23 protein-coding genes are annotated in these 23,239 nt (G+C 71.2%); 8 read left to right on the forward strand and 15 right to left on the reverse strand.

All coding sequences use genetic code 11. The features are described 5' to 3' along the window. On the forward strand, positions 1-536 hold a 536-nt coding region (locus ACRWNP_RS34050), incomplete at its 5' end, for a GNAT family N-acetyltransferase (protein ID WP_431968363.1). A 196-nt stretch (positions 537-732) separates the two neighbouring features. Next, positions 733-2,268 carry an MFS transporter gene (locus tag ACRWNP_RS34055; RefSeq protein WP_431968365.1) on the forward strand — a complete coding sequence of 512 codons (1,536 nt, stop codon included), beginning with the start codon at positions 733-735 and terminating at the stop codon, positions 2,266-2,268. A 72-nt stretch (positions 2,269-2,340) separates the two neighbouring features. Here ACRWNP_RS34055 and ACRWNP_RS34060 read toward each other — a convergent pair whose 3' ends face one another. The 6 genes from ACRWNP_RS34060 to ACRWNP_RS34085 all read right to left on the reverse strand — a co-directional run bounded on the left by ACRWNP_RS34060 (position 2,341) and on the right by ACRWNP_RS34085 (position 9,567). Beyond that, positions 2,341-3,933 carry a type IV secretory system conjugative DNA transfer family protein gene (locus ACRWNP_RS34060; RefSeq protein ID WP_431968367.1) on the reverse strand — a complete coding sequence of 531 codons (1,593 nt, stop codon included), beginning with the start codon at positions 3,931-3,933 and terminating at the stop codon, positions 2,341-2,343. Positions 3,934-3,947: 14 nt separating this feature from the next. Next, on the reverse strand, positions 3,948-5,333 hold the full coding sequence (locus tag ACRWNP_RS34065; RefSeq protein WP_431968411.1) for an ATP-binding protein: 1,386 nt from the start codon (positions 5,331-5,333) through the stop codon (positions 3,948-3,950). 157 nt (positions 5,334-5,490) lie between these two features. Next, positions 5,491-7,041: an SCO6880 family protein gene (locus ACRWNP_RS34070; RefSeq protein ID WP_431968369.1), complete on the reverse strand. Its 1,551-nt coding sequence runs from the start codon at positions 7,039-7,041 to the stop codon at positions 5,491-5,493. Continuing rightward, on the reverse strand, positions 7,038-8,318 hold the full coding sequence (locus tag ACRWNP_RS34075; RefSeq protein WP_431968371.1) for a hypothetical protein: 1,281 nt from the start codon (positions 8,316-8,318) through the stop codon (positions 7,038-7,040). The genes ACRWNP_RS34070 and ACRWNP_RS34075 overlap by 4 nt, the downstream gene beginning before the upstream one ends. After that, positions 8,308-9,129, reverse strand: a complete 822-nt coding sequence (locus ACRWNP_RS34080) for a hypothetical protein (protein ID WP_431968373.1) — start codon at positions 9,127-9,129, stop codon at positions 8,308-8,310. The genes ACRWNP_RS34075 and ACRWNP_RS34080 overlap by 11 nt, the downstream gene beginning before the upstream one ends. A 129-nt stretch (positions 9,130-9,258) precedes the next feature. Beyond that, positions 9,259-9,567, reverse strand: coding sequence for a hypothetical protein (locus ACRWNP_RS34085; RefSeq protein ID WP_319140882.1), 309 nt, complete (start codon positions 9,565-9,567; stop codon positions 9,259-9,261). Positions 9,568-9,958: 391 nt separating this feature from the next. Between ACRWNP_RS34085 and ACRWNP_RS34090 the strand changes: the two genes are divergently transcribed. Then, positions 9,959-10,897 carry an NlpC/P60 family protein gene (locus tag ACRWNP_RS34090; RefSeq protein ID WP_431968413.1) on the forward strand — a complete coding sequence of 313 codons (939 nt, stop codon included), beginning with the start codon at positions 9,959-9,961 and terminating at the stop codon, positions 10,895-10,897. A 200-nt stretch (positions 10,898-11,097) separates the two neighbouring features. Beyond that, complete coding sequence (locus ACRWNP_RS34095) at positions 11,098-11,790, forward strand: phosphatase PAP2 family protein (protein WP_431968375.1); 693 nt, start codon at positions 11,098-11,100, stop codon at positions 11,788-11,790. A gap of 28 nt (positions 11,791-11,818) precedes the next feature. Here ACRWNP_RS34095 and ACRWNP_RS34100 read toward each other — a convergent pair whose 3' ends face one another. Next, positions 11,819-13,378: an FAD-binding oxidoreductase gene (locus ACRWNP_RS34100; protein WP_431968377.1), complete on the reverse strand. Its 1,560-nt coding sequence runs from the start codon at positions 13,376-13,378 to the stop codon at positions 11,819-11,821. A 102-nt stretch (positions 13,379-13,480) separates the two neighbouring features. Beyond that, complete coding sequence (locus ACRWNP_RS34105; RefSeq protein WP_431968379.1) at positions 13,481-13,636, reverse strand: hypothetical protein; 156 nt, start codon at positions 13,634-13,636, stop codon at positions 13,481-13,483. 91 nt (positions 13,637-13,727) lie between these two features. Between ACRWNP_RS34105 and ACRWNP_RS34110 the strand changes: the two genes are divergently transcribed. After that, positions 13,728-14,582, forward strand: coding sequence for a hypothetical protein (locus tag ACRWNP_RS34110; protein ID WP_431968381.1), 855 nt, complete (start codon positions 13,728-13,730; stop codon positions 14,580-14,582). Between the two features lie 71 nt (positions 14,583-14,653). Then, positions 14,654-14,860: a hypothetical protein gene (locus tag ACRWNP_RS34115; protein WP_431968383.1), complete on the forward strand. Its 207-nt coding sequence runs from the start codon at positions 14,654-14,656 to the stop codon at positions 14,858-14,860. Here ACRWNP_RS34115 and ACRWNP_RS34120 read toward each other — a convergent pair. Continuing rightward, positions 14,857-15,276, reverse strand: coding sequence for a metal-sensitive transcriptional regulator (locus tag ACRWNP_RS34120; RefSeq protein ID WP_431968385.1), 420 nt, complete (start codon positions 15,274-15,276; stop codon positions 14,857-14,859). The genes ACRWNP_RS34115 and ACRWNP_RS34120 overlap by 4 nt on opposite strands. A 192-nt stretch (positions 15,277-15,468) precedes the next feature. On the opposite strand from ACRWNP_RS34120, the gene ACRWNP_RS34125 reads away from it, so the two are divergent. Together ACRWNP_RS34125 and ACRWNP_RS34130 are read left to right on the forward strand one after the other, a co-directional pair. Then, positions 15,469-16,089 (forward strand): DUF47 domain-containing protein, encoded by a 621-nt coding sequence (locus ACRWNP_RS34125; RefSeq protein WP_431968387.1) that lies wholly within the window; start codon positions 15,469-15,471, stop codon positions 16,087-16,089. Between the two features lie 5 nt (positions 16,090-16,094). Next, a complete protein-coding gene (locus ACRWNP_RS34130) occupies positions 16,095-17,093 on the forward strand; it encodes an inorganic phosphate transporter (RefSeq protein WP_431968389.1) in 999 nt (332 codons plus the stop codon). Between the two features lie 127 nt (positions 17,094-17,220). Here ACRWNP_RS34130 and pstB read toward each other — a convergent pair whose 3' ends face one another. From pstB to ACRWNP_RS34160, 6 genes are all read right to left on the reverse strand, one after another. Continuing rightward, complete coding sequence (gene pstB, locus ACRWNP_RS34135; RefSeq protein ID WP_431968391.1) at positions 17,221-17,997, reverse strand: phosphate ABC transporter ATP-binding protein PstB; 777 nt, start codon at positions 17,995-17,997, stop codon at positions 17,221-17,223. A 43-nt stretch (positions 17,998-18,040) separates the two neighbouring features. Continuing rightward, entirely contained in the window at positions 18,041-19,114 is a 1,074-nt protein-coding gene (gene pstA / locus ACRWNP_RS34140) for a phosphate ABC transporter permease PstA (protein ID WP_431968393.1), read from the reverse strand. Further along, positions 19,111-20,100 carry a phosphate ABC transporter permease subunit PstC gene (gene pstC, locus ACRWNP_RS34145; RefSeq protein ID WP_431968395.1) on the reverse strand — a complete coding sequence of 330 codons (990 nt, stop codon included), beginning with the start codon at positions 20,098-20,100 and terminating at the stop codon, positions 19,111-19,113. The genes pstA and pstC overlap by 4 nt, the downstream gene beginning before the upstream one ends. Positions 20,101-20,202: 102 nt before the next feature. Next, positions 20,203-21,342, reverse strand: coding sequence for a phosphate ABC transporter substrate-binding protein PstS (gene pstS / locus ACRWNP_RS34150; RefSeq protein ID WP_431968397.1), 1,140 nt, complete (start codon positions 21,340-21,342; stop codon positions 20,203-20,205). A 213-nt stretch (positions 21,343-21,555) separates the two neighbouring features. Then, positions 21,556-21,933, reverse strand: coding sequence for an NUDIX hydrolase (locus ACRWNP_RS34155; RefSeq protein WP_431968399.1), 378 nt, complete (start codon positions 21,931-21,933; stop codon positions 21,556-21,558). 106 nt (positions 21,934-22,039) lie between these two features. Beyond that, positions 22,040-23,236 (reverse strand): CHAD domain-containing protein, encoded by a 1,197-nt coding sequence (locus tag ACRWNP_RS34160; protein WP_431968401.1) that lies wholly within the window; start codon positions 23,234-23,236, stop codon positions 22,040-22,042. Between the last annotated feature and the right edge of the window lie 3 nt (positions 23,237-23,239).

Here is a 23,239-nt window from a genome sequence, read left to right on the forward strand (position 1 = left end):
ACCATCACGACATGACGAGCTACACGATACGTGCGTCCCGCCCCGAAGAGTGGCGTGCCCAGCGGGCACTGCGGCTGGAAGCGCTCAAGGACCCCGCCAGCCGGGTCGCCTTTGTCAACACCCATGACACCGAGGCCGCGTTCACCGACGAGGTGTGGCAGCAGCGAGGGCAGACGCCGTCGTTCATCGCGGAGGACGCGGCCGGCGAACGCGTCGCCAATGTGGCCGTACTGGTGGAGACGGGCGAGGAGTTCGCCGTCCCGCAGACGCATCTGGTCGGCGTGTATGTGAGGCCGGAGTTCCGCGGCACTGGGCTGGCCCGGGATCTGCTGGGGGCGGCGATCGAGTGGTCGTGGCAGCTGCCGGAGAAGGTCGGCCGCGTGAGGCTGTGGGTCCACGAGGACAACCACCGGGCGCGGGCGTTCTACGCACGCCTCGGTTTCGTCAGGACCGGGGAGACGATGGCGTTCCCGCTCGACGAGTCCCGTACCGAGTACGAGATGGTGCTCCACCGGCCCGCGTTGGCACGGGGCTGAAGCCCGGACCCGCCTCGGCCGAGGAGCGGGCGCGCGCACGCCCGCCCCCTTCGGCGAGGCCGAGAGGGCGGTCCACGGGCGGCGGCTGACTCGGGCGCCGGTCCTGTGCCCGCGCGTCGGCCCGGAAAGCGGGGGCGGAACGCGACGGTCGGTCTATCGTCGAGCGGCGTACGTGGGGGCCACAGGAGGTGTTGCGGTGCGGGCGACCCGGTCACGGATCGACGCGGCGAAGCTGCCGATCGTCCTGGGACTCTCCATCGCTTTCACGGTCGCGGTCGTCGATCCGCTGATGTTCAGCCTGAACTTGCCGCAGGTGAGCCGGTCCCTCCACGTACCGCCGCAGCTCATCGGGTTTCTGAGCGGGGCGGCGACACTCGTGACGGCCGCCGCCGTCCTCGCCATGGGTGGCCTCGCCGACACCCTTGGGCTCAAGCGCCTGCTGATGCTGGGGCTCGTCGCGGTCATGGTCGTCAACCTGCTCTCCATGCTCTCCCCCGGTTTCGGCTACCTGCTGGCGATGCGCTTCCTGGACGGCCTGGGGCTGGCCACCCTGCTGGCAGCGTCGTTCGCCCTGCTGAAGGTGTCGGTGCCGGCAGAGATGCGGCCGACGGCCATCGGCGTCTTCGTGGCCGCCGAGATGATCCTGTGCGGGGTGACTCCCGCGCTCGGGGGCTGGGTGGTGGCAGCCGTCGGGTGGCGGTGGCTCTTCCTGGTCACCCCGCTGCTGTCGCTCCTGTCGCTCTGGCTGACGGCCAGGTACGTGCCGGAGCCCCCCGCCGGGCAGCGCCACCCGCTCGACGTGGCCGGCGTCTGCCTGGTCGGCCTGATCCTCCTGGCCTTCGTCATCGGCATCGCCGCGGCGCAGAACGGCGTCTCCCGGCCGGAGGCCTGGCTGCCGCTGGCGATCAGCCTGGCCGTCGCCGGGGTGTTCGTGCTCCACGAGCGGCGCACCCAGGAGCCCGTCCTGGACGTGGAGCTGTTCCGCAGTCGCGCTTTCTGCGTGGCCCTGGCGGCGAACCTCACGTTGAACTTCATCGCCGGCGGGTTCGGTTTCACCCTGGGGCAGTTCGGCGGCGTGGTGCTGTCACTGCCCCCGCAGACCATCGGCCTGCTGTACCTGCCCGGCACCCTGCTGATCGCCGGCGCTGTGATCCTGGCCGGGGTTCTCATCGGCAGATACAGCCCGCGGCCTGTGATGGTCACCGGCCTGCTGGTGATGGCGGCGAGCGGGCTGCTGATGGCGGCCACCGCCGGCCCCACGATGGCGCTGTGGCTGCTCGTGCCGGCCACCTGGCTGAGCGGTCTGGGGTCACTGGTCACCTCCACCGCGGTGTCCGAGACGGTCCTGTCCCACGCGCCGGCCGGGAAGTCCGGGACGGTGGCCTCTGTGCAGCAGGCCTTCGGGATGACCGGCTACGCGCTCGGGCCCACCGTCTACCTGCTGCTCTTCAACCTCTTCTTCCAGCGGGAGTGGATGCGGGACGCCAAGGCGCGCGGTCTGTCGGTCACCGAAGCCGAGGAGGCCGTGGACGCCGTGCGCAGCGGGATGGTGATCGGTCCGAGTGGCGCCGGGTACGACCCGAACCTGCTCCGGCAGGCGTCCGGGCTGAAACTCGGTCTGGACTTCACCGACGGACTGCGGCTCACCATGCTGACCGTGAGTCTCCTGCCGCTCCTGCTGGCGGTGGCCGCCCACCTGCTGATGCCCCGCCGCAAGGGGTCCCGGGCATAGAACCCGGCTCGTTACCGCACACGGGACCGGCCCGGCCGGCGACCGGCTGACCGGGACGCAGCGGACCGGCACTCAGGGCAACCGCACCGCGTCCGGGATCTCGTCGAGGAGCGCGGGCGGCTGGGAGCCGAGGACGAGACGTGCGTCGGCGTGCTGCCACAGCGGTCCGCGCCAGTGTTCGCGGGCCTGTTCGGGGGAGCGCAGCACGGCCAGGGTGGGCAGGCCGGCGGAGGCGCCGGTGGCCAGGAGGTCCGGGAGCTCCGGGATCGGCGCGAGGGCGGCGATGTCGTCCAGCACGAGGGTGATTGGTGGGTCGAGCCGACCGGAGGATGACCGTGCGGCCATGCGCCGGCCGTGCTCGACCACGCTGGAGACGAGTGCGGTGAGCAACGACATCGCACCCGGGTGGGTTCGCGGGTCCTCGTTGGGCTCGCCCACCACATAGAGCGTGCCCAGATCCTCGAGGAATGACTCCAGCTCGAGGCCGTCCGTGCGTCCCGGATTGCAGGCGTCGCGGATGTGGACGGAGCCGAGGGACTCCAGGGCCCGGTGGACGAGTGCCTGGGCGGCGTCGCGGCGGTGGGCGTGGGCGTGGAGGACGGACTCGAGCTCACCGCTCCAGCCGGAGGCGGCCTTGGGGTGCGTGCGCAGGATGCGGACGGCGTCCTGCCCGGAGGTGCCTCCCGCCCAGCGGTGCACCTGGCGGAACGGCTGGCCGTCGACGGCGGCGGCGTGCAACCAACAGCGCAGCAGGGTCTCGGCGGCGTCGAACATCGCGGCGTCGACCGCGGCGCGCGGCCGCACCGGGAAGAGCAGCGCGCGGGCGCGCGTGACGGCGGTGGGGACGTCCGCGCAGCCCGAGTGCGGGGCCCAGCGGAGCCGCGCCGGGGTGTCGACGAGGTGGGCCGGGTCGTAGACGTGGACCGGGCCGAGTTTGGCGCGGCTGCCGACGGTCTGGTGGAAGGTGTCCGGGTCGGCGGTCGTGACGAGGACCGGGCCCGCCGCGTTGAGGACGGCCGGCTGGACGAGACGCTTGCCCTTGTCGCTGCGGAGGGCGGCGAAGGCCGCATAGGTGCGGGTGAGTTCGCGGTCGGTGGTGACGGAGGGACCCGCGGGACCGGCGGCAGGGGCGTCGGCGGCCGGTGCCGTCGGCATGGTGGCGGCCGGTCCCACCGGTACGGGTTCCGGCTCCGGGGCGACCGCCTCAGGGGCCTCCACGGGGCGCTGCGCGGCCTGCCGGGGCCGGACCGGGGTCTCGGGCTCCACGGCCGCCTGCGCGGCCTTCAGGGCGGCCGTACGGCGTGCAGCGCGGCGCAGCCGGGTGCGGGCGATGGCGCCCATCACGAAGACCGTGAGGACGAAGAGCACCATCAACTGCCCGATGAACACGCCCCAGAACAGCCCGGAGCCGGGCAGCCCCTCCGGCGGGGCGGGCCGCCAGGCCCCGGCGATGTCGTGGGGGTCGGCGACGAGGTGGCGCATGGCCACGGGCGTGCGCGTGAAGTGGACCTCGGCCGGCCACGTCCCGTGGGAGACGAGGCCGGCTATCCCGGTGCCCGTCCACACCAGGATGGTCATGCCGAGCAGGAAGCCCATGACGCCGAGGATCAGCCCGTCGGGGACCCCGCCCTCACGCCCCTGGCCGTGGTGCTGCGCTCTCGCCATGGTCAGGTCCCCGTTCAGGCCACCGCGTCGTCGGCCAGCTGCTTTTCGAGGGAGACCCGGGGCTCCTCGAACCCGTCCGTCCCGTCGTGCCCGTCGGCCGAGGCCTCGGTCATGGCGCGGTCGGTGTAGACCAGCGGCCGCTCGCTCTCGGTGATGAGGTGCTTGACGACCTGCACGTTGCCGTTGACGTCCCAGACGGCGATGCCGGGGGTGAGGGTGGGGATGATCTCCACCGCCCACCGGGGCAGGCCCAGCACCCGGCCGGTGGCGCGCGCCTCGTCGGCCTTCTGGGCGTAGATGGTGCGCGTGGAGGCCATCTTGAGGATCGCCGCGGCCTCCTTGGCGGCGGCGCCGTCGACCACGTCGGAGAGGTGGTGGACGACGGCGACGAAGGACAGGCCGAGACGGCGGCCGAACTTCAGCAGCCGCTGGAAGAGCTGGGCGACGAAGGGGCTGTTGATGATGTGCCAGGCCTCCTCGACCAGGAAGATGCGCTTCTTCCGGTCGGGGCGGATCCAGGTGTGCTCCAGCCAGACGCCGACGATCGCCATGAGGATCGGCATGGCGATGGAGTTGCGGTCGATGTGGGACAGGTCGAAGACGATGAGCGGGGCGTCGAGGTCGATGCCAGCGGTCGTCGGGCCGTCGAACATGCCGCGAAGGTCGCCGTCGACGAGCCGGTCCAGGACGAGGGCCACGTCCAGGCCCCAGGCGCGGACGTCCTCCAGGCCGACGTTCATCGACTCGGCGGAGTCGGCCACGGGGTGCCGCAGCCGGTCCACGATGTCGGTGAGGATCGGCTGGCGGTCGGTGACCGTGTCGTGGACGTACGCGTGGGCGACCTTCAGCGCGAAGCCGGAGCGCTCGTCCAGGCCGCGGCCCATCGCGACCTCGATGATCGTGCGGAGCAGCGCGAGCTGGCCCGTGGTGGTGATCGCCGGGTCGAGCGGGTTGAGCTTGGTGCCGCCGTCGAGGGCCGCCATCGGGTCCAGGCGGATGGGAGTTATTCCGAGGGCCTTGGCGATGAGGTTCCACTCGCCGACGCCGTCCTCGCCCTGTGCGTCCAGGACGACGACCTGGCGGTCGCGGAAGCGCAGCTGGCGCAGGACGTACGTCTTCTCCAGGGCCGACTTGCCGTTGCCGGACTCGCCGAGGACCAGCCAGTGCGGGGCGGGGAGTTGCTGCCCGTACAGCTGGAACGGGTCGTAGATGTAGCCCTTGCCGGAGTAGACCTCGCGGCCGATGATCACGCCGGAGTCGCCCAGGCCGGGCGCGGCGGTCGGCATGTAGACGGCCTGGGCCTGGCCCGTGGAGGTGCGGACGGGGAGCCGGGTGGTCTCCACCTTGCCGAAGAGGAAGCTGGTGAAGGCGTCGGTGATCGCTGCGAGGGGGTCCAGCATGGCCATGGGGGGAGCGCCTCCTCGGCGTCAGCGGTCGTCGCGCCTGGGGCGCGGGCTCCGGCGTGGCATCGTTGTCCCTGTCGTCCTTCCCATTAGCGCCGTCCCTGGAGACGGAGCGTCAAGTGCGCACAGGCGCATGGTGCTACCTCCCGGCCCCTCAGCGGCGGATGCCGGTCGCGAACGGGAGCGTGTTGACGAACGCCCGGTGGTGCTCACGGTCGCACCACTCCAGCTTGAGGTACGACTTGCCCGCCGAGGCGCGGATCGTGCGCTTGTCGCGGGCCAGGGCCTCCGGGGAGCGGGACGAGACCGTGATGTAGCCGACCAGGTTGACGCCCGCAGCGCCGGAGGCGAGGTCCTCGCCGCGCTGGTCGATGCGGGTGTGGTGGGCGATGTCGCGGGGGTCGACGACGCGGTTCATCTTGGCGGCGCGGCTGGCGTCGGCGTCGTCGTTGGTCTTCTCGGTGAGCATGCGCTCGATGGCGACGTCGGTCGGCTCGAGGTCCATGCAGACCGCGACGGTGCGGATCACATCCGGGGTGTGGACCAGCAGCGGGGCCATGAAGTTGACGCCGACGGGGGTCAGCGGCCACTCCTTGACCCAGGCAGTGGAGTGGCACCAGGGGGCGCGGGTGGCCGATTCGCGGGTCTTGGCCTGGAGGAAGGTCGGCTCGGTGGCGTCCAGTTCCGCGGGCCAGGCGTTGCGGCGGGTCATCGCCTGGATGTGGTCGATCGGGTGGTCCGGGTCGTACATGGAGTGGATGAGCGAGGAAAGCCGCGCCTGGCCGAGCGGCTGCCGGACCCGGATGTCGGCCTCGGTGAGGCGCGCGCAGATGTCGGTGAGCTCGCGGGCCATGACGGCGGCGATACCGGCGTCCTTGTCGAGGGCCTTGCGGCCGCCGCCCGCGGCACGGGCGATGGCGTTGCCCTCGGCGGCGAGTTCGCGGCTGTAGTGCATGCACGCGACGAGGTAGGCGCGGTGCTGCTCGGACGAGGTCGACACCATCGACTGCAGTTGGTCGTAGGAGTCCTTGAGCCACTGCTCGGCCTTGTCGTCGCCGCGCTGGGCGACGTCCTTGGCATGCGCGTCGGGGTCGGCGGGGAGGGTGCGGGCGAGCATCTGCAGCCGGGTGACGAAGCCGTCCCCGTTGGCGACGTGCTTCAGGAGCGTGCCGAAGCGCTCGACCAGGGCCTCCTGGTCCTCGCTGTCGCGCAGGCCGACGCCGGGGCCCTCGATCTCGATGGCGGCGGTCACGGTGCGCCGGTCGACGTGCAGCAGCACGGCGATCTCATCCGGGCCGAAGGGCGCCGACAGCCAGGTGATGCGGCCGATGCCGGGCGGCGGCCCGATCTCCACCTCGCGTCCGTCGAGCCGGGTACCGGCCTCCGCGGCGGCGGAGCGGTACGTCGCGGCGGTGCGCAGGGTACGGCGGTAGCTGCGGTTGATCTCGAACCAGCGGTAGAAGGTGCGGCGCCGGTAGGGCATGTAGACGGCGGCGAAGGCGAGCAGCGGCCAGCCCGTCAGGCCGAGGATGCGCAGCGGCAGCACGGGGATCAGCAGGCCGCACATCATGCCGAGGAACGCGCCGGCGATGATCAGGGCGATCTCGCCGGTCTCGCGGTTCTTGCCGACGATGGCGTTGGGACGTGCCTTGCCGATCAGGTACGTACGCCGCTGCTGCGGCGGGGCGTAGGGCTGGGACGTCACCGGCTTTCGCCTCCTGCTGTCTTGCTGGGTCCGCCGCCGTTGCCGCGGTCAGGGGTCGTGCGCGGCGCGGGGGTCGGTGCCTGCGCGGTGCCGTTGCGGCTGCTGTGCGCGGCGATGCCGCTGGGCACGGCGTTCGCGGGCTGTGCGGCGCCGCCCGTGGCCTGCTCCTGGGGACCGCCGCGGCTGCTGTGGGTCTTGATGCCCTGCTTCACCAGCGCGGCCGGGGAGGAGATGACGGCGGCGGCCTGGGACTCGGCGCTCGCCTTGCGGTTGTTGCGAAGGCTGGCCACGTCGTCGCCGAAGCCGGGGACGAAACGGTAGATCATCGCGCTGGCGAAGATGGCCAGCAGGATGATGGCCAGACCCGACACGACCGCGCCGAAGGCGGTGGGCCCGTCGGAGCCGCTGAGCGCGCCCGCGAGGCCCAGCACGACCACGATCACCGGCTTCACGAGGATCACCGCGATCATGATCCCGGCCCAACGGCGCACGTGGTGCCACATGTTCTTGTCGACCAGGCCCGAGTACACGGCGGTGCCGAGCAGCGCGCCGACGTACAGCAGGGCGGCACGGATGACGAGTTCGAGCCACAGGACGCCGGCGGCGAGCACGGACACCAGGGAGACCACGATCAGCATGATCGGGCCGCCGCCGATGTCGGAGTCCTTGGTCAACGCCTCCTGGAACGAGCCGAAGAAGGTTTCGGTGCTGGCGGACGTGCCGGACGCGATGACCTCCGTGATGCCGTCGGTCGCGGACACGACTGTGTAGAGGATCAGCGGCGTGAAGGCGGAGGCGATCACGGTCAGCCAGAGGAAGCCGACCGCCTCGGTGAGGGCCTCCGTCAGGGGCACCCCGCGCACGGCTCGCTTGGCGACGGCCAGCAACCACAGGAGGAGCGTGAGGAAGGTGGAGGCGGCGAAGACGACGGCGTACTGGGTGAGGAAGGCCTTGTTGGTGAAGTCCACGGCGGCGGTCTTGTTGACGGCCTTGGACAGGCCGTCGATGACCCAGGCGGCGGCGTCGGCGCAGCCGCGCGCGAGCGAGTCGAGGGGGTCGAGCGGGTCCGCCACGGATGGGGTGTGACCGGAGCCGCCACCGCTTTCGCAGTAGTCGCGTGCGGGGCCGACGATGAGTTCGCACTCGTCCTTGCCGCCCGATGGGGAGGGGGTCGGGGACGGTGCCGCGAAAGCCCGTGCGGACCAGAGCACCGCCACCGTCTGCAGGGTGACCAGGGCGGCGCCGATCGTGGTGGCATGGCGCTGGTTACCGGGCATAGGTGAAACCCCCATACTGGTCGACGGCGTTGGCGATCTCGTCGGCAGTCGATGCGGTTCGGTCGCTGTTGACTGGCGCGGGGCCGTCCTTCTGCGAGAAGCTCTCGACCTTCCAGTCCTTGTCCGCCCAGCGCAGCTTGAGCGTCATCGTGAACCAGTCGTTGGCGACCGGGTTCGTGGAACCCTCGCCGGCGGTCCCGAACACGCCGGTGCACCAGACCTCCACCGTCGCGGTGTCGCCGCGGAAATCGGTGATCCTGGTGCCCACGGGGACGGTCCGGGAGACGTAGGTCATGCCCTCCGGGGCGTTGCCGTTCTCGTCGAGGCCCAGCTTCGCGAGGAAGTCCGTCGAGTAGGCGTTGTCGAGCTTGGTCTGCAGTCCGTCCACCGTGCCGTTGGTGAAGAGCCGCTGCACGATCTCGTGCCGCCGGTCCGGGTTGAGGATGTCGGCGGACACCAGCGCCACGGCGTAGTTCGCGGCGGCGGACTGCGCGCCCTGGTCGGTGCGGGCGTAGCCCGTGGGGATGCCCGCGTTGTTGCCGTTCACCGGCTTCGTGCCGGTGGGCGATGTCGGCTGGGACCGGGCGCCGTTGGAGGAGTCGCCGCTCCGGCCGCCGCTGCCAGGGGAGTCGGTCGGGGAGCCGCCGCCGCGGTTGGCGAAGGCGATGGCGGCGATCAGCAGCACGATGACGCCGACGACCGCAACGAGGTTGCGGCTGGAGCGCTGTGGGCGGCGGGAGGGGCCGCCCGTGCCGACCGGGGGCTCGGGGAGACGGGTACGCGTCGGGGGGCCGTCCTGGCCGAGGCTCATCGGGGGCTCGCCCCCTCGGGGGTCATCGGGTGAGTGGGCATCAGCAGACAGCCTCGGGTGGGGTGCGGGGCCGGGACGGGCCCCTCGGGGACAGTGCGCGGGGATGGGGCGGAGTCCGACGCGAGGCCGCTAGACCGCCATCCCGTAGACGATGGTGAAGAGCGTGCCGAGGGAGCCGATGATGAACACGCCGGTCAGGCCGGCGATGATCAGTCCCTTGCCCTGCTCCGCACTGAAGGTGTCGCGGAGCGCCGTCGCTCCGATGCGCTGTTTCGCCGCGCCCCAGATCGCGATGGCCAGGCAGAGCAGGATCGCCACTGCCATGACCACCTCGATCATGACGCGTGCTTCGTTCCCCAGAGAGCCGAAAGGCCCCCAGTCCGGGGCGATACCACCGATGATGGTGTTGATGTCGCCCTTGTCGGCCGCCAGGAACATGAGAACTCACCACCACGCTAGATCAGTTGGCGTCCTCGACGGGGCGCAAGGAGCCAAGGTCTATCTTGGCGGAGGATGCCGCCGTCGTATGTCGACTCGGCGACTTTCTCAGCCGATTCCCCTGTGTGATCCGGGCCGCAGCCGTCAGACTGGACACGCTGGCGTGCGATCCCGTGTTCGATGAGACTTTGTTGACTACTCTGTGTATCACGGTGGTGAGCGGAGGGCAACGATTGGCGATGCTGCGGGTGGGGATGCTCCCCAGGGCCTGGTGCACCGTCACCTTCCGCGCCGGGCAGGGTGATGCGACGAAGGGGTGGGGTGGGTGACGGCGGCTTCGCGGACCGCGCGGAAGGCCTGGCTGGTGTCGGTGGTCGTGGGTGGCCTCTTCATGTCGTTCGTCATGCTGCTCGTCGTCGGTACGTACCTGGTGGCGGCCAGGCTGACCGGCGGAGGCGGGGCGGTGACGCTGGCCAGGGGGGCGGTGCCGGCGGCGTACCAGGACCTGGTGCAGAAGTGGGGGAACCTCTGCGGGGCCATCAACCCGGCGCTGCTGGCGGCCCAGCTCTACCAGGAGAGCGGCTGGAACCCGAGGGCGCAGAGCGCCGCGCGGGCGCAGGGGATAGCGCAGTTCATCCCGGGGACGTGGGCGACGCACGGCGTGGACGGCGACGGCGACGGCGACCGCGACGTGTGGGACCCGGCGGACGCCATCCCCTCGGCGGCCTCGTACGACTGCCAGCTGGCCGGTTACGTGAAGGACGTGCCGGGGAACCCGACGGAGAACATGCTCGCCGCCTACAACGCGGGCGCCTACCGGGTCATCCAGGCCGGCGGGGTGCCGAGGATCCGGGAGACCCAGAACTACGTACGGATCATCACGACGCTGCAGAAGAGCTTCGCGGCCCCCGTGGGACCGGTCGGGCCGTCGCGGCAGGCGGCGGGCGCGATCTACTACGCCCAGCAGAAGCTGGGGACGAAGTACCTGTGGGGCGGGAACGGCACGCCGGAGCAGGGCGGCCGGTTCGACTGCTCGGGTCTGTCGAAGGCGGCGTACCACTCGGTGGGCATCGAGCTGCCGCGCGTGGCCAACGACCAGTGGAACGCCGGGCCGCACCCGAAGCGGGACGAGCTGCTCCCGGGCGACCTGGTCTTCTTCGCGTACGACCTGACCGATCCGCGGTCCATCCACCACGTGGGGATCTACGTCGGCGGCGGCTACATGATCAACGCTCCCTACACGGGCGCGGTGATCCGCTTCGACAAGATCGACACCCCGGACTACATCGGGGCGACGCGTGTGACGGCGGCGGGCGCGGCGGCGGTGTGACGGTCGCGTGCCCGCCGCGGCGTCGCGGTGGGTGAACACCCGGCCCCGGCATGCGGGAACGTGTCTCCCTTCGATAACGCCTTGGTGATCATCCGGTGGAGACCGGAACGCGGCGTACCGTGCCACCCGTTGGACGGGGGAGAATCGACTCCCACACGGACGTGCACGGGGGTGCGGCGGAAGACAGTTAGGGGACACCGGTGGCAGAGCTCTCGCTGGACGGCTCGAACCCGGACGTCAGCCTGCTCCGCGACATCAACGGGCTCGCGAAGGGCGCCCCGCGCTGGTTCGACCGCGTGATGGAGGCCGTCGGCGAGTACGGCCTGATCGTGCTCATGGTGCTGATCGCCGGCTGGTGCTGGTGGCGCGTGGCGCGCCGCAGCGGCGTCGAGGCGCCGACGGCCGTGGCGGGCGTGATCTGGTCCGGGCTGGCGGCGTCGATCGCGCTGGTGCTCAACATCCCGCTGCGGAACTTCGTGGAACGGCCCCGGCCCTTCGTGGAGCACGAGGGCATCGACGTCCTCGTGAAGGGGAAGACCGACTTCTCCTTCGTCAGCGACCACGCGACCTTGACGATGGCCGTCGCGATGGGCCTGTTCATGGTCAGCCGCAAGTGGGGCCTGGCGGCCATCGGGGTCGCGCTGGCCGAGGGCTTCTGCCGCGTCTACATGGGCGTGCACTACCCGACCGACGTCCTGGGCGGATTCGCGCTCGGCACGGCCGTGGCGCTGCTGCTCGCCCCGGCGGCGCTGGCGCTGCTGACCCCGCTGACGAAGGCGGTGGCCGGCTCCGGCCTGGGCGTGCTCGTGCAGGCGGCGCAGGGCCGCCCGGAGGCCCACCGGGGCGAACCCTACCCGGAGCCGTCGGCGGCCGACAAGGACCTGGCCGCCTGACGGCCGGCGGCGGCGGGCGCGCAGCCGCCTACAGCGCCTGCTGGAAACTGAACAGCCGTGAGGGGTCGTAACGGGCCTTCAGGCGGGTCAGCTTGTCGGCGGCCGAACCGTAGTAGGCCGCGCGCCAGTCGGTCAGCGTGGCGTCGGTGTAGTTCTGGTACGCGGCGCCGGAGGCGTGGCGGCGCATGGCCGAGTGGAGCCCGGCGAGCCAGCCCGTGGTGCCCGGGGCCTCTATGTACTGCGCCAGGAAGCGCGAGCGCCGGTGCACGAAGGCGGTGGCCGTGGGCGAGACCCGGTTGACGGCGCCGCCCAGGGCGGTGAGCGAGACACTGCCGGAGCCGGAGCGGAGCCCCTCCACCTGCGACAGGAGTGTCTGGATGCCGGCGGCGGAGAGCGAGCGGTCGTAGAAGTCGGAGCGCGCCGCGTAGGTCTCGCGGCCGAGCCGGCCGGAGGGGCTGCGGCCCGGGGTGTTGCCGGGCAGGTGGCACTGGGCGGTGCTCAGGTTCGAGCAGCCCGCGTACGCGAGGGCCGCGTCGAGGTAGGAGCGCGGATGCAGGGAGACGGTGGCCGCGGAGGCGCCGACGCGGTCGGCGAGCCGGTCGACGGCGTTGGCGAGCCCGTCCCGTGAGGTGATGCCCACGGTGGCGATGCTGATCCGTGGCGACCCGGTGCCCGACTTGTCCAGGTGCAGGGCGGACCAGATCTCGTCGGGCTGGGTGGGGCCCCACTCCTGCCAGGCGCTCAGGACGGCCGCGGCCTTGCTCCACGGCCAGGTCAGGTAACCGGTGACGACCTGGGGGGAGGCCTGCGTGTCGAACGTGAGCCGGGTGACCACGCCGAACTGCCCGCCTCCCGCGCCGCGCAGCGCCCAGAACAGCTCCGGGTTCTCGCTGGCGCCGCAGCGCAGTACGCGCCCGCCCGCCGTGACGATCTCGGCGCCGGTGAGGCTGTCGCAGGTCAGCCCGTACGCCCGGCTGAGCACGCCATGGCCGCCGCCGAGCGTGAGACCGGATATGCCGACCGTCGGGCACGAGCCGGCCGGCAGGGTGCGCCCGCTCGCCCCGAGCCGGGTGTAGACGTCGATCAGCTTCGCGCCGGCCCCGATGGTCGCGGTGCCGCCGGAGAGACTCACCGAGGCCATGGCGGAGACGTCGAGGACGAGCCGGCCCTTGCCGCCGGAGTAGCCGGCGTAGGAGTGCCCGCCGTTGCGGACCGAGACGGGCACGCCGGTGCGGCGGGCGAAGTCCAGGCACTCGCGGATGTCCTCGGTGCCCGAGACGTAAGCCACAGCGGCGGGGCGCTGCCCGTCGAATCGGGTGTTGTACAGCAGGCGCGCGGTGGCGTAGTCCGCGTCGTCGGGCAGGACGAGGCGGCCGTCCAGGGTGCGGCCGAGGGCCTTCCAGTCCGGGCGGACCGTCGGCGAGGCGCTGGGTGAGGCGGCCCCGGTGGCCGTCGTGGCGGTGCCGGGGGTGCCGGGTGCGGGGCTGCCCGCGTGCGCGGGGCGGCCGCTCTCGGGGGTGCAGGCCGCGGCCGGCCAGCCCGCCGCGGCGATGCCGGCGCCGCCGCGGATCAAAGTTCGTCGGTTCAAGGTGGGGCCTCCCGCTCCGCTTCCCCGTGTGGTCGTCCGTGAGGACGGTGGGGAACGGGTGACCGGTTGCGGGTGGGGAATGTGACGTCCGCCGGGCCGTCGTCAGCCCTGCTCGTGCTCGGTGGCGTCACGGCGGGCGCGGTCGCGGGCGCGGCGGGCCGGGCCCCGCCAGCCGCAGACGCAGGTCGCGTGGGAGAATGCGCCCTTCTCCATGGTGGTCGCCCGGTGGAGGGGCGGGGGCGGATCACTGGGTGGCACGGAACAAAGCTACCGGCCGTGACGCGGTGCCCTGACCCTCGTTATGCCCGACGACGTCCGAGGCGCGGCATGGTGCGGGGGGTTGGCGGAGATGGGGCAGCTCGGTCGGGCGACTGCGGCAGCCGTGGGTCTCGGGTTGTGCGCGCTGGCGGTGGCGGGCTGCTCGGCCGGTGGTGAGGCCGTCGAGGTGGACAGCGTCCCGGTCGACGCCGGGGGAACGCTGCGGCAGGCGGTGGACTCCCTGGTCGCCGCGGGCAGCTCGAAGGTGCGCACGTCGATGGAGATGGCCAGCGGCGGTACGAAGATCGCCATCAGGGGCACCGGTTCCTTCGACTACGCCGAGCGGCGCGGCCGCCTCCAGGTCGTCCTGCCGCAGGACGCAGCCGGGGACGCCGATCACGAGCCGGTCACGGAGCTGCTGACGCCCGGCGCCCTCTATATGAAGAACCGGGGCGAGGGCGTGCCCGCCGACAAGTGGGTGCGGGTCGACACGACCAGCCTGCCGGACGGCAACCTGGTCACGGGCGGCGCGACCGATCCCCTGATGGCCGCGGAGCTGCTGCGGGCGGCCCGCGAGGTGCGGCAGGCCGGGACGGAGACCCTGGACGGCGTGCGGGTGCGGCACTTCCGGGGGGTCACGGACATCGCGGAGGCCGCGCGCCTCGCCTCCCCGCCGGCGCGGGCGGAGCTCGCGGCCGCGGCGAAGGGTTTCACCGTGACCCGGGTGCCGTTCGACGCCTGGCTCGACGAGGACGGCCGGCTGCGCAAGGTGCGGCAGCGCTTCACCTTCAGCAACGGCCGGGGCGCGGGCGCACGGAGCGCGCCGGCCCAGGTCACGGTGGTCTCGACGACCGGGATGTACGGGTTCGGGGCGCCGGTGCGGGTCACGCTGCCTCGCGGGACAGACATCTACACGGGGAAGATCGTTTCTGCCACCGGCCCCTGAGGGCTTGCCGAAATGGCCCGTCCGTGTCATGCACGGACCGTGCACCAGTCCCTACGCTGGGCGGGGAGGAGGTGGTGCACGTGGCGGTGTGGCTCCTGGACCAGGACGATCAGGTCCACGTGGCCCTCGCGGAGATCGAGCTGTGCTGCGAGCTGATGATCGCGGCGTCGGCGACGACCGAGGAAAGGCTGAGTTCCGAGCGTATCGATGAGGTGCTGAACGTGATCCCCCGCGTGCCCGCGCAGGGGACCAGGCGGTCGGCAGGGGCCGGTCGCTAGCTCCGGAGCAGCCGGGCTATGGCGGCGGTGGCCTCGGCCACCTTGTCGTCGGCCTCCGGCCCGCCCTTCGCGGCGGCGTCCGCGACGCAGTGCCGCAGGTGCTCCTCCAGCAACTGGAGAGCGAAGGACTGCAGGGCCTTCGTGCCGGCCGACACCTGGGTGAGGATGTCGATGCAGTACACGTCCTGCTCGACCATGCGCTGCAGACCGCGGATCTGCCCTTCGACGCGGCGCAGCCGCTTGAGGTGCTGGTCCTTCTGCTTGGCGTAGCCGTGCTGGTGCGCCTCGTGCCCGTGCTCCGGGGCGTCCCCGGCGGTGTCCGCGTGCCCGTCGGGCGCCGCGGGCCCGGTGTGCCCGGCGTCGTCCGCCGCAGGCCGTACCTGCTCGCCGGCTCCGCCGGTCTCGGTGACCGTCATGATGTCCCTCCTGCCCCTATACCCCGGTCGGGTATATCGTACCGAATTCGCCCCCATGTGCGAGGTGCGTGGAGAACCCCTACTGGGGCGCACCCCCGGCGATGAGCGACACTGTAGGACGCCGGTGAGTTGTGGCCGGATGATGTGCCTAGCATCAATGCGACCGAAAACGATGTATTCCGAGGACTTCACGTGCGCTTTCGTCTGACCCCCAGGGAGACGAGCTTCTACGACATGTTCGCCGCATCCGCGGACAACATCGTCACAGGATCGAAGCTCCTCATGGAACTGCTCGGGGCCGATCCGGCCACCCGCGCGGAGATCGCCGAACGGATGCGCGCCGCGGAGCACGCGGGCGACGACGCGACGCACGCGATCTTCCACCAGTTGAACTCCTCCTTCATCACGCCCTTCGACCGTGAGGACATCTACTCCCTGGCGTCGTCCCTCGACGACATCATGGACTTCATGGAGGAGGCCGTCGACCTGGTCGTGCTGTACCAGATCGAGGAGCTGCCCCGCGGGGTCGAGCAGCAGATCGAGGTGCTGGCCCGGGCGGCCGAGCTGACCGCCGAGGCGATGCCGCACCTGCGCACCATGGACAACCTCACCGAGTACTGGATCGAGGTCAACCGGCTGGAGAACCAGGCGGACCAGATCCACCGCAAGCTGCTGGCCCATCTCTTCAACGGCAAGTACGACGCCATAGAGGTGCTCAAGCTCAAGCAGATCGTGGACGTCCTGGAGGAGGCGGCGGACGCCTTCGAGCACGTGGCCAACACCGTGGAGACCATCGCGGTCAAGGAGTCCTGACCGCGGTGGAGACCTTCTCTCTGGTCGTGACCATCGGGGTCGCGCTCTTCTTCACGTACACCAACGGCTTCCACGACTCCGCGAACGCCATCGCCACCTCCGTGTCCACCCGGGCGCTGACGCCGCGGGCCGCGCTGGCGATGGCCGCGGTGATGAACCTCGCCGGCGCCTTCTTCGGCACCGGGATCGCCCACACCGTCAGCGAGGGCCTGATCGAGACGCCGCACGGGCAGACCGGGATGGCGATCCTCTTCTCGGGACTGGTCGGGGCGATCGTCTGGAACCTGATCACCTGGTACTACGGCCTGCCCTCCTCCAGCAGCCACGCGCTCTTCGGCGGTCTGGTGGGGGCGGCGCTGGCCGGCGGCACGGGGGTCATCTGGTCCGGGGTGGTGGAGAAAATCATCCTGCCGATGTTCCTGTCGCCGGTCGTCGGCCTGGCCGTCGGCTACCTGGTGATGCTGGCCATCCTGTGGATCTTCCGCAAGGCCAACCCCCACAAGGCCAAGCGCGGCTTCCGCATCGCGCAGACCGTCTCGGCCGCGGGCATGGCGCTCGGCCACGGTCTGCAGGACGCGCAGAAGACGATGGGCGTCGTGGTGCTCGCGCTGACCATCGCCGACGTCCAGGAGGAGGGCGACGGGATCCCGCTGTGGGTGAAGTTCGCCTGCGCGGCGATGCTCTCGCTCGGTACGTACGCCGGCGGCTGGCGCATCATGCGCACCCTCGGCCGCAAGATCATCGAGCTGGACCCGCCCCAGGGCTTCGCCGCGGAGACCACGGCGGCGTCGATCCTCTACACGACCGCCTACATCTTCAAGGCGCCGATCTCCACGACCCATGTCATCACCTCGGCGATCATGGGCGTCGGTGCGACGAAGCGGGTCAACGCGGTCCGCTGGGGCGTCGCGAAGAACATCGTGACCGGCTGGTTCATCACGATGCCTGCCGCCGCGCTGGTGGCGGCGCTGGTCTACGCCGTGGTGCACGTGGCCTTCGGCTGAGCCGGGTACGACCCGCCCCCGGTAGGACGCAAATGGGCCCGCCCCCCGTACGGGGAGCGGGCCCTTCGCCTTGCGGTGGCACCGCCATGCAGCACCGCAGGACGGCTGTGGCCGGGCTGCGGACGGATCAGCCGAAGCGGCCGGAGATGTAGTCCTCGGTCGCCTGGACGGACGGGTTGGAGAAGATCCGCTCCGTGTCGTCGATCTCGATCAGCTTGCCGGGCTGGCCGACCGCCGACAGGTTGAAGAAGGCGGTGCGGTCCGAGACGCGGGCGGCCTGCTGCATGTTGTGGGTCACGATGACGATGGTGAAGCGCTCCTTGAGCTCACCGATCAGGTCCTCGATGGCGAGGGTGGAGATCGGGTCGAGCGCGGAGCAGGGCTCGTCCATGAGCAGGACCTGGGGCTCGACCGCGATGGCGCGGGCGATGCACAGACGCTGCTGCTGACCGCCGGACAGGCCCGAACCGGGCTTGCCCAGGCGGTCCTTGACCTCGTTCCAGAGGTTGGCGCCGCGCAGCGACTTCTCGACGATCGTGTCGAGGTCGCTCTTCCTCTTGACGCCGTTCAGCTTCAGGCCGGCCGCGACGTTGTCGTAGACCGACATCGTCGGGAACGGGTTGGGGCGCTGGAAGACCATGCCGACCGTGCGGCGCACGGAGACCGGGTCCACACCGGCGCCGTACAGGTTCTCGTCGTCCAGGAGCACCTTGCCCTCGACGCGGCCGCCGGGGGTCACCTCGTGCATGCGGTTGAGGGTGCGCAGGAAGGTGGACTTGCCGCAGCCGGAGGGGCCGATGAAGGCCGTCACCGTGCGCGGCTCGATGTTCATCGAGATGTCGTCGATCGCCTTGAAGCCGCCGTAGTAGGCGGAGAGTCCGCTGACGTCGATTCGCTTGGCCATGGTGGCGTTGCTCGCAATCCTTGGGTCGCTGATGTTGGCCGCGTCAGCGACCGGTCTTCGGGGCCTTCCAGCGCGCGATGCCGCGCGCCACGAGGTTGAGGATCATGACGAAGGCGATCAGCACGAGCGCCGCCGCCCACGCCCGGTCGTAGCTCGGCTCATTGCCGTTCTGGTACTGCTGGTAGATGTAGAACGGCAACGAGGCCTGGGGGCCGTTGAACGGGTCGTTGTTGATCAGGTTGTTGCCGAAGACCAACAGCGCGATGGGCGCGCTCTCGCCGGCGATACGGGCGACCGCGAGCATCACGCCGGTGGTGATGCCGCCGATCGCGGTCGGGATGACCACCTTCACGATGGTGCGCCACTTGGGGACACCGAGGGCCAGCGAGGCCTCGCGCAGCTCGTTGGGGACGAGCTTGAGCATCTCCTCGGTGGAGCGGACGACCACCGGCATCATCAGGATGGCCAGGGCCATGGCGCCGGCGAAGCCCGAGGGGCCGAAGCCCAGTATCAGGTTCCAGGTCGACAGGATGAACAGACCGGCGACGATCGACGGGATGCCCGTCATGACGTCGACGAAGAAGGTCACGGCCCCGGCGAGGCGGCCCTTGCCGTACTCGACCAGGTAGACGGCGGTCATCATGCCGATCGGCGCCGCGATGGCGGTGGCGATACCGACCTGCTCCAGGGTGCCGATGATGGCGTGGTAGACACCGCCGCCCTCGCCGATGGTCAGCACGCCGTTCATGGAGTGCGACAGGAAGGCGCCGTCGAGGATCTTGACGCCCTTGCTGACCGTGGTCTGGATCAGGGAGTACAGCGGGAGTGCGGCGAGGACGAAGGACGCCCAGATGACGCTGGTGGCGACCCGGTCCTTGGCCTGGCGGCGGCCTTCGACCACGGTGGCGATCACATAGGTGCCGAGGACGAACAGCAGGACGGCGATCAGACCCCACTGGATCCTGCTGTCCAGGCCGGCCCCGAGGCCGATGCCGACGGCGAGCGCGATCGCGCCGACCGCGATGCCCGCGGGGGCCCACGTGGGGAGCCGGCGCTGGGCCAGGGCGCGCTGCGGCACCGCGGGGGCGGAGCGCTTGTCTGCTATGGCGTGGCTCATGCGTTGGCCCCCGAGTATTCCTTGCGCTTGGCGACGATCGCGCGGGCGGCGCCGTTGACGAGCAGCGTGATGACGAAGAGCACCAGACCGGAGGCGATCAGCGCGTCACGGCCGAACTCGTTGGCCTCGCCGAACTTGGCGACGATGTTCTGGGAGAAGGTCCCGCCGACCGGGTCCAGGATGTGCGCCGACAGGATCGGCGAGGCGGACAGCACCGTGGCGACGGCCATCGTCTCGCCGAGCGCGCGGCCGAGGCCGAGCATCGAGGCGCTGATGATGCCGGACCGGGCGAAGGGGAGCACCGACATGCGGACGGTCTCCCAGCGCGTCGCGCCGAGGGCCAGGGCGGCCTCCTCGTGCATCCGCGGCACCTGGCGGAAGACCTCGCGGCTGACGTTGGTGATGATCGGGAGGATCATGATCGCCAGCAGGATGCCGACGGTGAAGATCGAGCGGGCCGCGCCCTGCGGGTCTTCCTTCTCGAAGACGACGGTCCAGCCGAGGTAGTCGTCCAGCCACATGTTCAGGCCGGTCAGGTGCGGGACCAGGAAGAGCGCGCCCCACAGGCCGTAGATGATGCTGGGCACGGCGGCGAGCAGGTCCACGATGTACGACAGCGGGGCGGCGACGCGGCGCGGCGCGTAGTGCGAGATGAACAGCGCGATGCCGACAGCGATCGGGACCGCGATGACCATCGCGATGATCGAGCTGACGATCGTGCCGTAGGCCAGCACGGCGATGCCGAAGACCGGCGGGTTGGCGCCGGCGTTCCACTCGAAGGTGGTCAGGAAGTTGCCGTGGTCCTTGGAGATCGCGTTGATCGCGCGGATCGTCAGGAAGATCGCGATCGACGCCATGATCACCAGCAGCAGGATGCCGGAACCACGGGAGAGCCCCGAGAAGATCTTGTCGCCGGGGCGCGTGACTGTGGCCCCGGCATGCCTTGTGGCCATTGGCGGGGTGGGGTTCTGTGCGGTTGTAGCCATCGGTTTTCTCTCCGGTCTGGGTGGGGGATCACTCCCCCGGCGGCGGTGCACCGGAAGTGCGGCCGGCCCCGCGACATCGCGTCGCGGGGCCGGCCGACTGGGTCAGGACAGGGCGTCCACGGTGGAGCGGACCTTCGTGGCGATCTCGGCCGGGAGCGGCGCGTAGCCGGCCTCGGCCAGGATCGACTGGCCCTCCTCGGAGGCGGTGTAGCCCAGGAAGGACTTCACCAGCGGCAGGGTCTCGGCCTTGTTGCCCTTGTCGCAGGCGATCTCGTAGGTCACCAGGACGATCGGGTAGGCGTTGTCGGCCTTGGTGGTGTACGCGGCGGACATGTCCAGGGACAGGTCGGCACCGGTGCCCACGACCTTCGCCTGCGCGATGCCGGCGGAGGCGTTGTCGGCGGTGGCCTCGACCGGGGCGGAGGCGCCGGTGTCGATCTTCACCGTCTTGATGCTGTTGGCGGTCGCGTAGGAGAGCTCGAAGTAGCCGATCGAGCCGTTGACCTGCTTGACCTGGGCCGCGACACCGGAGGACTTGGCGGCGGACTGGCCACCCTTGCCCGCCCACGCCTTGGCGTGCTCGTACGGCCACGCGTCCTTGGCGGCACCGTTGAAGTACTTGGTCAGGTTGTCCGTGGTGCCGGACTCGTCCTGCCGGTGGAAGCTCTGGATCTTGGTGCTGGGAAGCTTGGCGTCCGGGTTCAGCTTCTTGATGGCCGCGTCGTCCCACTTGGTGATCTTCGAGTCGAAGATCTTGGCCAGGGTCGGGGCGTCCAGGACCAGGTTGTCCACGCCGGAGAGGTTGTAGCCGACGGCGATCGGGCCGCCGACCATCGGGATGCTGATGCCGGTGCCGTCGGTGCAGACCTTCTTGGACGCCTCGACCTCTTCGGGCTTCAGCGGCGAGTCGGAGCCGGCGAAGCCGTCCGTGCCGTTGTTGAAGTCGATGATGCCCTCACCGGAGGACGACGCCTTGTAGTTGATCTGGGCGCCGGAGCAGGCCTGCTGGTAGTTCTTGACCCAGGCGTCCATGGCGTTCTGCTGCGCCGAGGAGCCCGAAGCGAGGAGCTGGCCGCCCTTGTCCGCGCACTTGATGCTGCTGGACGAGGTGGGCGCCTTGCTGCTGTCGCCGCCCGCGTTCGTGTTGTCGTCCGAACCGCACGCAGTGAGCATGAGGGCACCCGAGACCGCGACCGCGCCGACGGCCAGAGCGCGGAGCCCGCTCTTACGCTGAAGCTTCACCTTTGGTGATTCCTTCCTGAAGCCCGCCGGTGGACGGCGAAGCAGAGGTATGGATTTCTGCATCCACCCGGCGGCTGCTCGCTCACCGGTAAGGCCGAAATTAGGCAGATCAGGTGAAGTGGTCGACGGCCAAGGGTGAACGCAAGGTGAACCTCGCATATCAGTGCGGTGCCGTGGCCCACGCCGAGTGGCGTACGTCTCAGCGTCCCACCGTCAGATGCGCGTTCCGCGCAGGAACGCGTCGAGTACGGCACGGTCCCGCTCATGGGTGAGCCGGTTGCGCGCGGCGGCCGGCGGCAGCCAGACCATGCGGTCGACCTCGCGGTTGGGGGAGAAGGAGCCCTCGCGTGCCTCGGCGGCCCAGTAGCGCACGATCTTCACGCGCCCCTCCACGACGTAGGTGGAGGAGGGGAGCACCCGCCCGGGCACGCAGTCGAGCCCGGTCTCCTCCTTGACCTCGCGGAGCGCGCCGTCCAGCGCCGTCTCCCCGCGCTTCAACTTGCCCTTGGGAAGCGACCAGTCGTCGTACTTGGGCCGGTGGATCAGCGCGATCTCCAGGCCCTCGTCGAGCGGGGAGCGGCGCCACAGCACCGCTCCGGCGGCGAGGATGGGGGTGTCGGCGGTGCCGGTGGAGGCGATGGTGGTGCTCCTTTCCGGGCGACGGGCGACGGCAGCTCCCGCGGACGGGCCGGGCCGGTCAGCGCGTCCACAGGTGGGCGAAGGCGTACCGGGCCGCCTCCACCTCCAGGCGCTGGTCGGAGTGGAGCACCCCCAGCGCGTAGGCGGTGGCGGGGGCGATCCGCGGGGTGCGGGCGGCGGCGGTGACGGCGGCCGCGGCCTCCGCCGCCTCCCGGTGCTGCTCCAGCACCCGCGCCGCGGCGGCCAGCCGGGCGGCGGAGTCCTGGTCGTCGTACGCGAGGACCTCCTGGGCGTAGCGGCGCAGCCGCAGCAGTACGCGGACCCGGTTCCACGCCGCGTCCTGGCGTTCGGTGGGCAGCTCGCCGGCGAGTGCCGCGTGCAGCGTCTCACCGTTGTACGGGTGCCTCGCGCGCGGCAGCGGCAGCGCGGCCGCGGCCTCGGTGAGCCGGGCATGGGCCTGCTCCGCCAGCAGCGGCAGCACGGTGGCGGCGGGCTTGCGCGCCGCCGGGGACAGCGGCACCTCGGAGGCGAGCACCGCCACCGCGTCCACCACCGCATGGAACCGCGAGGAGCCCATGGCCTGCAGGGCGGCGGAGTGCGCCCGGGTCCGGGCGAGGGTGAGCTGACGCTCCAGCAGGGCGCCGGCCCGGGCGGCGCCCACGGCGAGCGGGCCGCTCGCGGCGGCGCCGCGTTCGGTGGCCTGCGGCGGGGCGGGGGAGCGGCGGTTGGCCGCGGCGCGGGCCACCGCGGTCAGCGGTTCCGGGGCCTCGGCGACGCCGCCCGGGCGCTCGCGGGACGCCTCGGACGCCGCCGCGGCCGGGTCCGGCGCGGTGGTGGGCACCGGCAGCCACAGGCCGAGGTCGTCGTCGGCGGGGAGGGGAGCGGCGGGGATGCCGCCGGCGTCCTCCGCGGAGGCCAGCCGCTGCAGTGCGCCGATCAGCCGGCCGAGCCGGGCGGCGTAGCGGTGCTCGCGGCCGAGGGTGTCGGTCAGCCAGCCGAGTTCGGCCCGCAGGGGGTCGGCCCAGCCCGGGTCGGTGAGCGACCCGAAGGTGTGCAGCGTTCCGGCGATGCGGCGGGCCGAGCGGCGCATCCGGCGGCCGGACTCGGCGGTGTCGTCCTGGGGCCGGCCAAGTTCGCCCTCGCGTGGGGCCAGGGCGCGCAGAAAGGCCGTGGCCTCCTCCCGCAGGTACGGTGCGAGGACCGCACCGGCCTCACGGTCGGGGAGCCCGCCGGCCGTCAGGCCGGCGGGCGTCACTGC

The organism is Actinacidiphila sp. bgisy160 (assembly GCF_965342435.1).
Lineage (GTDB): Bacteria > Actinomycetota > Actinomycetes > Streptomycetales > Streptomycetaceae > Actinacidiphila.